This is a genomic window from Isoptericola hypogeus (assembly GCF_039531145.1).
Classification (GTDB): domain Bacteria; phylum Actinomycetota; class Actinomycetes; order Actinomycetales; family Cellulomonadaceae; genus Isoptericola; species Isoptericola hypogeus.
The window spans coordinates 1,021,258-1,034,093 of sequence record NZ_BAAAPM010000003.1 but is presented as its reverse complement, the minus strand read 5'-3'; the positions used below and the strand labels follow the sequence as shown (position 1 = coordinate 1,034,093).

At 74.2% G+C, this 12,836-nt stretch carries 14 protein-coding genes and 1 riboswitch; of the genes, 3 read left to right on the top strand and 11 right to left on the bottom strand.

Features of this window, described 5'->3' with window-relative positions; all coding sequences use genetic code 11:
- From ABD254_RS06930 to ABD254_RS06920, 3 genes are all read right to left on the bottom strand, one after another.
- Positions 1 to 726: a class I SAM-dependent methyltransferase gene (locus ABD254_RS06930; RefSeq protein WP_344246941.1), complete on the bottom strand. Its 726-nt coding sequence runs from the start codon at positions 724 to 726 to the stop codon at positions 1 to 3.
- Between the two features lie 201 nt (positions 727 to 927).
- The gene (locus ABD254_RS06925; RefSeq protein WP_344246939.1) at positions 928 to 2,199 is read right to left on the bottom strand and encodes an O-succinylhomoserine sulfhydrylase; all 1,272 of its coding nucleotides are present in this window, start codon (positions 2,197 to 2,199) and stop codon (positions 928 to 930) included.
- The gene (locus ABD254_RS06920; protein WP_344246937.1) at positions 2,196 to 2,684 is read right to left on the bottom strand and encodes a rhodanese-like domain-containing protein; all 489 of its coding nucleotides are present in this window, start codon (positions 2,682 to 2,684) and stop codon (positions 2,196 to 2,198) included. Before ABD254_RS06920 ends, ABD254_RS06925 begins: the two co-directional genes overlap by 4 nt.
- A 271-nt stretch (positions 2,685 to 2,955) precedes the next feature.
- On the opposite strand from ABD254_RS06920, the gene ABD254_RS06915 reads away from it, so the two are divergent.
- The gene (locus ABD254_RS06915; RefSeq protein WP_344246935.1) at positions 2,956 to 3,135 is read left to right on the top strand and encodes a hypothetical protein; all 180 of its coding nucleotides are present in this window, start codon (positions 2,956 to 2,958) and stop codon (positions 3,133 to 3,135) included.
- Positions 3,136 to 3,144: 9 nt separating this feature from the next.
- Here the strand turns inward: ABD254_RS06915 and ABD254_RS06910 are convergent, their stop codons facing one another.
- Complete coding sequence (locus tag ABD254_RS06910; protein WP_344246933.1) at positions 3,145 to 3,606, bottom strand: GNAT family N-acetyltransferase; 462 nt, start codon at positions 3,604 to 3,606, stop codon at positions 3,145 to 3,147.
- Positions 3,607 to 3,715: 109 nt separating this feature from the next.
- A riboswitch (SAM riboswitch) is annotated at positions 3,716 to 3,830 on the top strand.
- A 34-nt stretch (positions 3,831 to 3,864) separates the two neighbouring features.
- Here ABD254_RS06910 and ABD254_RS06905 point away from each other — a divergent pair.
- Together ABD254_RS06905 and ABD254_RS06900 are read left to right on the top strand one after the other, a co-directional pair.
- Complete coding sequence (locus ABD254_RS06905; protein ID WP_344246931.1) at positions 3,865 to 5,307, top strand: aminotransferase class V-fold PLP-dependent enzyme; 1,443 nt, start codon at positions 3,865 to 3,867, stop codon at positions 5,305 to 5,307.
- Positions 5,308 to 5,397: 90 nt separating this feature from the next.
- Entirely contained in the window at positions 5,398 to 5,940 is a 543-nt protein-coding gene (locus tag ABD254_RS06900) for a hypothetical protein (RefSeq protein WP_344246929.1), read from the top strand.
- Positions 5,941 to 6,016: 76 nt separating this feature from the next.
- On the opposite strand, the gene ABD254_RS06895 is transcribed toward ABD254_RS06900, so the two are convergent.
- The 7 genes from ABD254_RS06895 to ABD254_RS06865 form a co-directional block, all read right to left on the bottom strand.
- Positions 6,017 to 6,190, bottom strand: a complete 174-nt coding sequence (locus tag ABD254_RS06895) for a CsbD family protein (RefSeq protein ID WP_344246927.1) — start codon at positions 6,188 to 6,190, stop codon at positions 6,017 to 6,019.
- A 90-nt stretch (positions 6,191 to 6,280) separates the two neighbouring features.
- Complete coding sequence (locus tag ABD254_RS06890) at positions 6,281 to 6,913, bottom strand: hypothetical protein (RefSeq protein WP_344246925.1); 633 nt, start codon at positions 6,911 to 6,913, stop codon at positions 6,281 to 6,283.
- A 204-nt stretch (positions 6,914 to 7,117) separates the two neighbouring features.
- A complete protein-coding gene (locus ABD254_RS06885) occupies positions 7,118 to 8,593 on the bottom strand; it encodes an amidase (RefSeq protein WP_344246923.1) in 1,476 nt (491 codons plus the stop codon).
- Positions 8,594 to 8,681: 88 nt separating this feature from the next.
- Positions 8,682 to 9,620 (bottom strand): Gfo/Idh/MocA family protein, encoded by a 939-nt coding sequence (locus ABD254_RS06880; protein ID WP_344246921.1) that lies wholly within the window; start codon positions 9,618 to 9,620, stop codon positions 8,682 to 8,684.
- Positions 9,621 to 9,649: 29 nt separating this feature from the next.
- Positions 9,650 to 10,573 carry a carbohydrate ABC transporter permease gene (locus ABD254_RS06875; protein WP_344246919.1) on the bottom strand — a complete coding sequence of 308 codons (924 nt, stop codon included), beginning with the start codon at positions 10,571 to 10,573 and terminating at the stop codon, positions 9,650 to 9,652.
- Positions 10,570 to 11,400 (bottom strand): carbohydrate ABC transporter permease, encoded by an 831-nt coding sequence (locus ABD254_RS06870; RefSeq protein WP_344246917.1) that lies wholly within the window; start codon positions 11,398 to 11,400, stop codon positions 10,570 to 10,572. The genes ABD254_RS06875 and ABD254_RS06870 overlap by 4 nt, the downstream gene beginning before the upstream one ends.
- Positions 11,401 to 11,571: 171 nt before the next feature.
- A complete protein-coding gene (locus tag ABD254_RS06865) occupies positions 11,572 to 12,834 on the bottom strand; it encodes an ABC transporter substrate-binding protein (RefSeq protein ID WP_344246915.1) in 1,263 nt (420 codons plus the stop codon).
- Positions 12,835 to 12,836: the final 2 nt, after the last annotated feature.

Sequence of the window (12,836 nt, the reverse complement as noted above, 5' to 3'; positions counted from 1 at the left end):
TCAACCCGCGGCCCGAGCCACGAAGACCCGCTCCAGCCCGGGCCGGTCTGGGGCGTCGCGCACCTCCTCCACCACGTAGCCCGCGTCGTGCAGCGACGCCTCGATCTCGTCGTGCTCGCGGAACCGCAGGGTGGAGTCGGAGTGCAGCACGCGCCCGTCCGCCAGCTCGATCGTGGTGCGGAAGGTCACGAGCGGTCCGGAGACGTCCGTGACCTCCGTCCACGACTCGACGGCGCCGAACCCGCGCACGTCGGCCCGCGCGAGCGTCCGCTCCTGCGTCCAGCCTTCCCATGCCCGTCGCGCCGGGTCGCGGGTCTCGAGGACCAGGTGGCCGCCCGGGGCCAGCGCCACGCGGACGCCCTCGAGCGTCGCCGCCCAGTCGTCGTCGGTGAGAAACACCTGCGCCACGTTGCCCGTCATCGTCGCGAGGTCCACCCGCAGCGGCGGCAGCGTGGTGGCGTCGCCGTGCAGCCAGCGCACCCGCCCGGCGCCCGGCTTGGCGCGCGCGACGCCGAGCGACGCACCCGCCGGGTCCACGCCGACGACGTCGAAACCCTCGGCCGCGAGCAGGCACGCGAACGTGCCGGTGCCGCAGCCGACGTCGAGCACGCTCCGCGCCCCGAGCTCGCGCGCGAGCGCGACGTACGCGTCGAGGTCGCGGCGGTGCGGGTCGAGCGGGTCGTACAGCCGGGCGAGCGTGGGGTCGGCGAAGATCGCGTCGGGCATGCGACGACCGTAGGTCCCGCCCGAGCGGTGGGCCCAGCGATTTCGGACACCCGCAGCACGGACGCGGGACGCGGTCAGGTGGTGCGGGGAGCGGGGGGAAGCACCCGCACGAGGTGATCGCACGGCCGGAAGTCGTCCAGCTTCGCCGTCATCACGGCGGCTCCGTGCCGGTGCGCCTGCGTCTACACCTGGTGGATGTCGTCAGACGCGCAGGGCCTGCTCGACGTCCTCGATGATGTCCCGCGGATCCTCGAGCCCGATCGACAGGCGCACGGTCGTCTCGGCGATGCCGACCTTGGCGCGGCCCTCGGGGCCGAGCTTGCGGTGCGTCGTCGTCGCGGGGTGCGTGATGATCGACTTCGCGTCACCGAGGTTGTTGGAGATGTCGACGATCTGCAGGGCGTCGAGGAACGCGAAGGTGCGCTTCTTGGCCGCTTCGGGGTCGGTCCCCTCGGGCACGGCGAGGTCGAACGTCACGACCGTGCCGCCCCCGGACTGCTGCGACTTCGCCAGCTCGTGCTGCGGGTGCGACGGCAGGAACGGGTAGAGCACGCCGGCGATCCCGTCGAGCCCCTCCAGTGCCGTCGCGACCTGCAGCGCGGCGGCGTTCTGCGCGCGCACCCGCACGTCGAGCGTCTCCAGGCCCTTGAGCAGCACCCACGCGTTGAATGCCGACAGCGACGGCCCGGTGTTGCGGATGAACGTCTGCACGGGGCCGGTGAGGAACTCCCGCGAACCGAGGATCGCCCCGCCCAGCACGCGCCCCTGGCCGTCGATGTGCTTGGTCGCGGAGTACACGACGACGTCCGCCCCGAGCTCGAGCGGCTTCTGCAGCACCGGCGTCGCGAAGACGTTGTCCACCACGACGACGGCGCCCGCAGCGTGCCCGAGCTCGGCCACCCGGCGCACGTCCACGAGGTCCTGCATGGGGTTGGACGGCGACTCGAAGAACACGACGTCGGCGGGCGTGGCGAGCGCCTCCTCCCACTGGGAGGTCACGTGCCCGTCCACGTAGTCGACCTGCACGCCCCACTTGGCGAGGATCTCGTCGTAGATGACGTTCGTGGACCCGAACAGGGCGCGCGCCGAGACGATGCGCGACCCGCTCGACACGAGCGCGGCGAGCGTCGTGAAGACGGCCGACATGCCCGACGCCGTGGCGTAGCAGGCCTCGGCGCCCTCGATGAGCCGGAGCCGCTCCTCGAACGTGTGCACCGTCGGGTTGCCGTACCGCGAGTACACGAACCGGGACAGGTCGCCGGAGAACGCGGCCTCGGCGTCGGCGGCCGTGTCGTACGTGTAGCCCTGCGTGAGGAACAGCGCCTCGGACGTCTCCTGGAACTCGGTCCGGCGGTGGCCGCCGCGGACGGCGAGCGTCGCGGGGCGGGCGCTCGCGGGGAGCGGGCCGCGGCCCGACCCGCCGTGCAGGACGTCGTCGGCGGCGGGGCCGGTGGGGATGTGCGGCGCGCTCACCGCGCGCCCTCCGCGCCCGACCCGGCGGCGGCCGCCGTCGCGTCCTCGTACGCGCCCCACGGCAGGCCGCGCACCTTCCAGCCCTCGCGGTCGCGGACGCCGTCGAACCCGGCGCCGCCCTCGAAGCCCTCCAGCACGTTGTACGACGGGCCCACGCCGGCCGACGTCGCGAGCCGCGCCGCGCCGATCGAGCGCTGTCCGGAGCGGCACAGGAAGACGACCGGTCGCCCGGGCACGACGCCCGCCGCGGCGAGGTCGGCGAGGAACCCCGCGTTGGGGCGGCCGCCGGCCTTGACCCACTCGACGAGGACGGCGCCCTTGCCGAGCGTGCCGGTCTCCGGCACGCCGACCTGGCGCCACTCGCCCTCGGTGCGCACGTCCACGAGGACGGCGTCGGGGTCGGCGTCGAGCAGGTCCCACGCCTGCTGCGGGGTCAGGTCGCCGGCATAGCCCATGGCGGGGCGGGGTTCGGTCTGGGGCGTCATCGTGTTCCTCCCATCGGTCGTGGCGGTAGCACCCTCGTCCGGACGGTGGCGCCGTCGGCGGCGCCCCGGCCCGCGGGTTGCTGCGGCGTCGACGTGCCACGTCACTCGGCCGCTCGGGATGGTCATGGCGATCGTACGACAGCCGTCCGCGGGCTGGTCACCCCGTCTCGCGACGCGGTCGTCCGCACGGCGGCGCGCGAAGTCGACCTCGCCCGGAGTAAAGTTCCGGTCATGTACCCGTCACGGCGGCGGGTGAACGAGGAGGCCGGCCATGGGGATCGTCGCGACCATCAAGAGCTGGTTCCGCCGCGAGCACGAGGAGCCGCTCGAGCGGCCTCGCGACCTTCCGCCGCCGGGACAGCCGGACGGGACGCGCCCGCACGACGGGCCGTATCCCCAGGGCGCCGACAACGTCCTCGGCTGGCGTGACGGCGCGGGCGGCGGTTTCTGACCACCGCCGTCAGGCGAGCGACAGGGAGTAGGTGACGAACTCCCGCTCGCGCACCAACCCCTCGGCCTCGTAGAGCGCCTGCGCCTCGACGTTGTCCCAGGCGGTGCTGAGCTGCACGCTGCGCGCCCCCGCCTCGCGCGCCGCCGCGACGACCGCGCGCACGAGCGCCCGGCCGGTGCCGGCGCCGCGTGCCTCCGGGTCGACGAACAGGTCGTTGAGCGTCCACACCCGCTGCAGCCCGAGCGAGGAGAAGGTCGGGTAGACCTGCGCCAGGCCGAGCGCCCGCCCGCCCGACTCGGCGACGAAGACGATGCCGTCGCCGCTCTCCACCCGCTCGGCGAGGAAGCCCCGCGCGCTCTCGGGCGGGTGCTCGGCGTCGTAGAAGGCCAGGTAGCCGAGGAACAGGGGCAGCAGCGCGTCGACGTCGGACGTCGTGGCGCGGCGGACGGAGACGTCGTGGGCGGTGGCCATGCCCCGGACTCTTGCCGTCGCGCGCCCGCGCGGCCAGTCGGTGCCCGCATCGTGAGAAGGCCGTCCCAGCGCTTGACGCCGCGCGGCGACGCCCGGAGCATGGTGCACAGGTCAAGAGCGCCAGCGACAAGCCCCGGCTCGCTGGCCGGCAACCCTCCTCTCGCGGCGGGGTGCCCCGGGTGACGACCTGGCCCGCGCCGACCGGCGTCGGGCAAGCGCGGGGAGGTCTCTCCCCGGCACCACCGAGGAGGACCACGCATGACCACGCTCACCCCGGAGAAGACGGTGACGCCGGAGCTCTCCGCCGCGCCCGTCCACGACGTCGCCCCGGTGCTGCCGGTCGTCGGCGGCGACACGCTCGTCCCGCTCGTGGACGGCCGTCAGGTGACGTACGCGAACCTCGACGTCGCGGCGTCGGCCCCGGCGCTGCAGGCCGTCGCCGACCGCGTCACCCAGGTGCTGCCGCTGTACGCCAGCGTGCACCGCGGCGCCGGCTACCTGTCGCAGGTCTCGACCGCGCTCTACGAGACGGCGCGCCGCACGATCGGAGCGTTCGTAGGAGCGCGCGAGACCGACCTGACGATCGTCACCCGCAACACCACCGACTCCCTCAACCTGCTCGCGGGCTGCGTCCCGGCCGACCCGGTCACGGGCGAGCCGGGCCGCGTGCTCGTGCTCGACATCGAGCACCACGCGAACCTGCTGCCCTGGCAGCGGGTCACCGACGCGACCGTCGTCACCGGCGGCCCGACGGTCGCGGCGACGCTCGCCGAGATCGAGGAGGAGCTGAGCTCCGCCCTCGCCGCGGGACGCCCGTACGCGTTGCTCGCGCTCACCGGCGCCTCCAACGTCACGGGGGAGGCGCTGCCCGTGGCGGAGGTCGTCGCCGCCGCGCACGGCGCGGGCACCCGGGTGGTGCTCGACGGCGCCCAGCTCGTGCCGCACCGCCGCTTCTCCCTCGCCGAGACCGGCGTCGACTACGTCGCGTTCTCCGGCCACAAGACGTACGCGCCGTTCGGCGCGGGCGCGCTCGTCGGGCGCCGCGACTGGCTCGACGCCGGCACCCCGTACCTGGCCGGCGGCGGCGCGGTGCGCCGCGTGCGCGCCGCGACGACGGAGTGGCACGAGGGCCCGGCGCGGCACGAGGCCGGGTCGCCCAACGTGGTCGGCGCCGTCGCGCTCGCGGCGGCCTGCGAGGAGCTCGCCGCCCTCGACCCGCGGGAGGTGGCCGCGCACGAGGACGCCCTGCGGCGCCGGCTCGTCGACGGCCTCGGGGAGGTCGACCGGGTCGAGGTGGTGCACGTCTGGGACGACGCCGTCGACCCCGTGGGCGTCGTGACGTTCACGGTCGCCGGGTACGACCCGGGCCTGGTCGCCGCCTACCTGTCCGCCGAGCACGGCATCGGCGTGCGCGACGGCCGGTTCTGCGCGCACCCGCTGCTCGGCCGGCTGGGTTTCGACGCCGGGGCCGTGCGCGCGTCGGTGGGCCTGGGCACCGCGGGCGAGGAGGTGGAGCGGCTCGTCGCCGCCGTCCGCGCGCTCGTCACCGACGGGCCGCGGGCGCGCTACGACGTGGTCGACGGCCTGTGGGTCGTGGTCGACGACCCTCGCCCCGTGCCCGAGGGTTCCGGCCTCGAGGGCCTGCTCGCCACCGCCGCGCTCGGCGCGGACGAGGCGTTCGGCTGCCTGCCCGAGGAGTGAGGGAGCGGCGGCACTGACGCGCCGCCGGCTTCGCCCCGCTCGTCGTCGCCGACTTCGGTGTTGTCGGATTCGTCCCGCTAGGCTCCGCGCATGAAGCCCCTGCTGCTGTTCTTCTGGGGTCTGCTGGTCGTCGTCGGGGACCTGCGGATCGACGGGTTCGACCTCACGCCCGACGTCGTGGGCTGGGTGATGCTCGCGGTGGCGCTGCGGCGCCTGGGCTCCCGTGACGGGGCGTTCAAGATCGCGGCCGCGGCCGCCGTGGCAGGCGCGTTCGTCTCGCTGGTCGTCCTCGTGCCGGGGTTCGTGCCGCTCGACGCGGCACAGCTGATCGAGGCGGTCGACGCCGCCGTGACGCTGGTCCTCGTGTTCGCGACGTGCACGGGGATCATGCACGTCGTGGCGGCCGAGCCGGTCACCGCTCGCCGGGTGCGGAACGTCCGCACGGCGCACGTCGTCCTGGCGGCGGCCGACGTCCTGATGACCCTGGCCCTCGCCGCCGGCATCGTGCTCCCGGCGGCGCTGCTGGTGCTCGGCGTCGCCACCCTGGTGGTGCTGGTCTGGTTGCTCGTCGTCGTGTGGAGGATCAGGGACCACCCGGGGCTGCAGCGCGAGGCCGTCGTCCCCACCGTCTGACGGTCCGGCACGGGTCACGACCGGGAGTCGCGAAGGGGGCACCACAGCGGTGGTGCCCCCTTCGCCGTACGGCGGGTCAGCCCTTGAACGCGTCCTTGGCGTCGTCGCCCGCCTGCTTGAGGTTTGCGCTGGCCTGCTGGGCCTTCCCCTCGGCCTCCCGCTTCTCGTCGTCGGTGAGCTTGCCATGTGCCTCCTTGGCCTTGCCCCCCGCCTCTTCTGCGAGGTGCTTGGCCTTGTCGCCGAGTCCCATCGGTGCTCCTTCCGTCGAACGAACTCCTCGGGTCACGACGGTAGGCACCACCGGGCCCGCCCGCACCTGGGGATGCGGGCGGGCGCGGTCTCAGGCGGCGACGGCGAACGCGACGCACAGGGCGGCGGCGGTGACGTCGAGCCCGAGACAGAACACCGTCAGCGAGCGGGGCACGACGACGTCGCGCCGGTAGTGGACGACGTCCCACGCGACGTGCGCTCCGAGGGCCAGCGCGGCGACGACGAGCCCGACGCGCGGCGGCAGGGCGGTCGCCGCGACCGCGACGCCGTAGTAGCCGACCATCGCGGCCGCCTGCGTCCCCGTCGCCGGGCGGTGACGGGCCAGCCCGTACGCCAGGAGTCCCAGCCCGACGACGCCGAACGAGGCCCACCGGGGGACCCCCGCGTACTGGAGCGCCGGCAGCGCGCTCGCGACCGGGAGCACGGCCCAGCCCATCCAGCGGCGGCCCGTGGCCGCGGCGGCGAGATAGCAGACGGCGGCGACGCCGACCGCGGTCGCGGGGACCGCCGCCGTGACGCCGAGGAACACGTCCTGCCCGCCGGCGGCCTCGACCGCCCCCAGCCCGACGACGATGCCCAGGCCGGCGACGACGCCGACGGCGGTCCAGGCGACGAGCCAGGCGATGCTGGGCGGCGCAGTGCCGGGCGGAGCGGGGCGGACGGTCGCGCGCCGCCGCGGGACGGAGGCTTCGGTCTCGGACATGGCGTTCACTCCCTCGTGTACCCCTCAGGGGTATATACCCCTGAGGGGTACGTTAGCCCGGTCTGGCGTGCAGGGGAAGACCGTTCCGGGACGGAGCAGTGAGCGGTCTGCGGGGAGAGACTGCGCCGCCGGGCTTACGACGCCGGGCTTACGACGCCGGGCTTACGACGCTGGGCTCACGACGCCGGGCTCACGACGCCGGGCTCACCAGACCGGCGGGTGCCGGTCGGCCCAGTGCAGCCGGTCCTCGAGCTGGGCGGCGAGCGCGAGCAGCGTCGTCTCGGCGCCCGGGCCACCGATCAGCTGGACCCCCATCGGCAGGCCGTCGGCGGTCTGGTGCGTGGGCACCGTGACGGCGGGGAGCCCTGCCACGTTGAGCATCGATGTCCACGGTGTGTACTGGCACTGCTGGGTGAAGTTGCGCTCGGGGTCCTCGGGGTCGAACCAGCCGACCGGCCGCGGGGTCATCGCGAGCGCGGGCGTGACGACGACGTCGTACCGCGTCACCTGGGCGACGAGGCGTCGCTCGAACGCCGTGAGCGCCCGCAGCGCCTCGGCGAGCGCGCGCGCCGGCACCTGGCGGCCCCGCCCGATCAGCCAGCGGGTGAGGGGCTCCAGCCGGTCCAGGCGGTCCGGGTCGTCGAGCGGCACGGCCGACGCCCCGGCCATCCACAGGGTGCGGAAGGCCGGCCCGTAGGTCGGTTCGGGCTCGAGCGACAGGTCCTCGACGTCGTGCCCGAGTCCCGTGAGGGTCGCGACGCCGGCGTCGAGCGCCGCCGCCGCCTCGGGCGACGTCACGATCTCGTAGAAGTCGTCCCACGCGGAGTCGGTGGTGACGGCGACCCGGAACCGGCCCTGCACGTCCTCGCCGCCGCTGCCCGCCACCTCCCCCCGGCGTGCCGCGGCGAGGTACTCGCCCGCGTGGGCGGATGGCGCCCGCAGCGTCAGCGGGTGCGCGACGCGGCCGTCGTGGGTCCACGAGAGCATGCCCTCCAGCAGCAGCGCCGCGTCCTGCGTGGTGCGGGCGAGCGGCCCGTTCACCACCAGCCCGCCCAGCGACTCCTGCCCTGACCCCGCCGGCACGAGGCCGCGGCTCGGCTTGACCCCGACGATCCCGCACGCGGCGGCCGGGATGCGGACGGACCCGCCGCCGTCGGACCCCGGCGCGAAGGGGAGCAGGCCGGCGGCGACGGCCACGGCCGCCCCGCCGCTGGAACCGCCCGCCCCGAGCCCGAGGTTCCACGGGTTGCGCGCCACCGGGCCCGCGAGCGGCTCGGTGTACGCGGGGAAGCCCAGCTCGGGGGCCGTCGTGCGACCCAGGCTGACGGTGCCCGCGGCGTCCAGGACGTCGACGATCTCGTCGCTCACGGGCGGCACGACGGCGTCGGCGCCCGCGAACGCTCGCGAACCGAAGCCGGCCGGCACCCCCGCGCGCATCCACAGGTCCTTGTCGCCGCTGGGCAGCCCCCAGAGCGGGCCGCGCGCGCCGGGGCGCTCGCGCTCCAGCTCCGCCGACCGAGCGCGGGCCTCCCGCGGGGTGACGGTGACGAACGCGCCGAGGTCGGGGTCGGCCCGCGCGATCCGCGCCAGGTAGTGGTCGGCCACCTCGGTGGGGGTCAGCTCGCCGGCCCGCAGCAGCTCGCGCAGCCGGACGGCGGTCAGCTCGTGCAGGGAGTCCATGCCCCCATCCTGCGCCAGCGCTCCCGCGGACCGGCGATCGGGCTCAGCCTGCGACGTCGACGCGGAGAACCCCCCGACACCGTCGCGGTCAGGAACGGGACTGCTGGGGCTGCGGGTCGACCCGCACGGGCTCCCCGCGGAGTCGGCTCGCGCGGGCCGCCTCGACGACGGCCACCACCGTGAGCACCTCGGCGGGAGGGACGGTGGGCACGCCGGTGCGGCACGCCGCGACGAGGGCCTCGAGGAGGCCGGTGAGCATCGGCTCGCCGGCGTGGATCACGAGGTCACGACGCCGTCCGTCCGCCGTGCGGATCGCACCCCGGGTCGTGGGCGACCACTGCGGCTCGCCGTCCAGCGTCGCCACCCTGCCGTCCTCCCACGTCAGGGTCACGGGACCGTCGGCGCGGGCGTCGACCCGGACGCACCCTGGACCCATCACGGCGACCGCCAGGTCGACGAGGTGGACCCCGTACCAGTCGAGCACCGGGTGCCCCGGCTGGGTCGGCAGCGGACCGACCAGGTCGATCCGCTCGACGGGGACGCCCGGGGAGGCGGCGTCGCGGAGCTCGGGGGTGAACCGCTTCGGTGACCCGGCGAGCGCGAGGGCCCCCGAGTCGCGCGCGGCGTCGAGCATGGCGCGGGCGTCGGCAGTGGTGAGGGCGAACCGGGTGTCGACGTAGACGGGCTTGCCGAAGCCCGCGACGCGGTGGAAGTAGTCGGGGTGCGTCCGAGCGTCGGAGGCGACGACGAGCACCGCGTCGCAACGTTCGGCCACCTCCTCGGGGCTCGAGCACCACGCGACGCCGCGTGCCGACACGTCGGCCGCCAGGTCGTCGATCCGGTCGCGGGCGAGAGGGAAGTCCTGCGCCGCCACTCCCCGCCACGCCAGGGCCACCTGCGCACCGCGCACCGCTCCCGTGCGCCCGTCGCCCAGGAGCCGGGCGAACGACGGTGCGTGCGGCGAGTCGACGCCGATCAGTCCGAACCGCAGGGGCTCGGCACCGGGAGCGGTCTCGTTCTCGGACATGCAGGGAACCTCCGGGCGGTCCGGTCGGGTCAGCCCTTCACGGCGCCGGAGAGGATGCCGGCGACGATCTGGCGCTGGAGCAGGACGAAGATGATCAGGCACGGGACGAAGCTGATGAGCGCCGCGGCCATGACGTTGGCGGTCGACACCGTCTCCGTGTTGAGGGTGGCGAGCCCGACGGTGAGCGTGCGGGCCTCGTCGGACTGGCCCACGACGAGCGGCCAGAGCAGGTCGTTCCAGTGCCACAGGAACACGAAGATCGCGAGCGTGGCCAGGATGGGCCTGATCAGCGGTAGCACGATCGAGACGAAGGTGCGCCACTCGCCGGCCCCGTCGAGCCGGGCGGCCTCGAACACGTCGTCGGGGAGGTCGCGGATGAACTGCCGGATGAGGAACACCGCCTGGGCGTTGGCCAGGGTCGGGAGAATGAGGCCCCACAGGGTGTTCACCCCGTTCACCCGGGCGACCAGGATGAACGTCGGGATCAGCGTGGCCTGCATCGGCACCATGAGGGTGGCCACGATCGACCAGAGCAGCAGGTTGCGCCCGGGGAACCGCTTGCGTGCCAGCGCGTAGGCGGCCATCGCGGCCGTGAGCAGGACGACGACCACCGACACGGTCGCGTAGACGAGGGAGTTCGCGAACCACTGGGGGAACGCGCCGACCTGGAGCACCGTCGCGAGGTTGTCGAGGGTCAGCGAGTCGGGGAGGGCGTAGGGGATCGTCGGCGCGTCGGCCGGCGACAGCGCCAGCACCACGACCATGAGCAGCGGGACGACGGTGAACACCGACAGCAGGGTCATCAGGACGCCGCGGAGGACCCGGCCGGGACGAGCTCCTCCCCGCCGTCGGGCCGGACCCGCGAGGACCCTCGCGGCGGCGGGCCGGACGGCGGAGCCCGGACCGACCGCCGGGGGGCTGCTGGGGGCGGAGGCGATCACCGGGCCGGTCATGCCGACTCCCTTCCCTCGACGAGGCGGCGCTGCACGAGCGAGAGCACGAGGACGATGACGAACAGGGCGATGCCGACGGCGGCGGCGTAGCCGTAGTCGAAGAACTTGAAGCCCTGGTCGTAGAGCATGTAGATGAGGCTGTGGCTCACGCGGTTCGGGCCGCCGCCAGTCATCACGTAGATGGTGTCGAAGACCTGGAAGCCCACGATCGTCTCGATCACGAGGATGAAGAACGTGACCGGCCGCAGCATCGGGAACGTGATGCGCCGAAACCTCTGCCAGGCCCCTGCGCCGTCGATCCGGGCCGCCTCGTGGACGTCCGCCGGCTGGGCCTTCAGGCCGGCGAGGAAGATCAGCATCGAGTAGCCGAATCCCTTCCACACGGACACGACCGCGAGGGACGCGAGCACGAGCAGCTGGGACCCGGACAGGAACGGAACCGGGCCGGCCCCGATCGCGTCGAGCGCCGCGTTGAGTGGACCGTCGGTCGCGAAGATCCAGGACCAGATGATCCCCGCCATCACGAACGAGCTGAGGTACGGCACGAACAGCAGCGACCGGAACGTGCCCGACAGGCGCACCTGCGCGTCCAGCAGCACGGCGGCCGCCAACGACACCGCGAGGATCAGCGGCACGAAGATGACGACGTACAGCAGCGTCACCTGGAGGCTCGCCCAGAAAGCGTCGTCGGCGATCAGGCGGGCGTAGTTGTCGGCGCCGACGTAGGTCACGTCGCCGCCCAGCCGGTAGCGCGTCAGGCTCATCGCCCCTGCCCCCGCGATCGGCAGGAACTTGAAGGCGACGAAGATGGCGAGGGTCGGCAGCACGAACAGCAGGCCCGCTAGGGCCTCGCGACGGCGGGACCTGCGTCGAGCGTCCGAGCGCGGTGCGCGCGTACCGGGCCTGGGCGTGGAAGTGGGGACGGGGGATGTGGCGGCGGTGGTCATCACCGGCTCCTCGGGGGTGCGCGTGCCGGCAGGAGCCGGGGCACGCAGCGATCAGGGCTGGGTGTTGGCGAGGATCTGCCGCGACTCCTCGGCCGCGGCGGCGAGCGCCTCCTCGGCGCTCATGTCGCCCCGCAGCGCGGCCTGGATCTTCGGGGCGAGCGCGGCCATCACCTGCCGAGAGGCGGGCGAGGGCTCGCCGGGGTACGCGAGCTCGAGCGCCTCGGCCATCGAGGCCACCGCGGGGTCGCTGTCGTCCACGGCGACGTCGGTGCGGGTCGGCAGGTTGCCGGCTGCCGCGTTGAGCGACTCCTGGAAGTCGGGGGTGCTCATGAACGCCAGCACGTCGTAGGCCGCCTGCCGGTTCGACTCGTCGTTGATCGACGTCAGCGAGAGCAGCCCCGCGTTGCCGTACGTCACCTGCTCGGCGCCGGTCAGAGGCTGCCCGAGCGCGGCGGAGTCGTCGCCGACGGCGGCCTGCAGCTGGCCGTACTCGGTCAGGGAGGTCGTCGCCCGCATCGCGGCCTCGCCGCGGGCGATCGGTGCGCCCTCGACCGCGGGACCGTCGGTCGCGGCGTCCGGTGGGAGCGCGCCCTCCTGCTGGAGGTCGACCAGCAGCTGCAGGGCCTCGGCACCCTCGGGGGAGTCGAACGCGACGTCGGCGCCGTCGTCGGTGAACACGTGGCCGCCGGCCTGCCACAGGAACGGGTAGAAGGACAGGTTGAGCGTCTGCTCCGGGCTGCCGGCGTAGTCCATGACCGCGATCCCCTCCTTCGCGAGCTCGGGGGCCGCGGCGCGCAGGTCGTCCCAGGTCCGGGGCAGCGCCAGGCCGGCGTCCTCGAAGATCGCCGTGTTGTAGGCGGTCGTGAAGACGTTCTGGAAGATCGGAACTCCGAAGAGCTCGTCCTCGATGGTGGCGGAGTCCAGCGCGGCCGGGTAGAAGGCGTCCCTGATGTCGGCCACGGCGTCGTCGACCGGCAGGAGGCCCCCGATCGCGTGGTACGTGGCCGCCTGGTCGGGTGTGATGAGGACGAGGTCCGGCCCGGACCCGGCCGCCAGCGCCGCCGAGATCTGGGCGTCGCGCTTGTCGAAGGTCTGGAGCTCGATCGCGAGGTCGACGTCGGGGTTCGCCTTCTCGAAGTCGGCCTCCGCCGTGTCCCAGAACTCCTTGCTCGCGGCCTGGTCGGCGATCACCGGGTACATCCAGAGGGTGACCTCCTGCCCGCCGTCGCCGGAGCCGTCCGCGCCGCACGCGGAGAGGGTCAGGGCGGTCGCGGTGGCGGCGACGATGGCGTGCCGCGTCCTTGGTGCAGTCATCG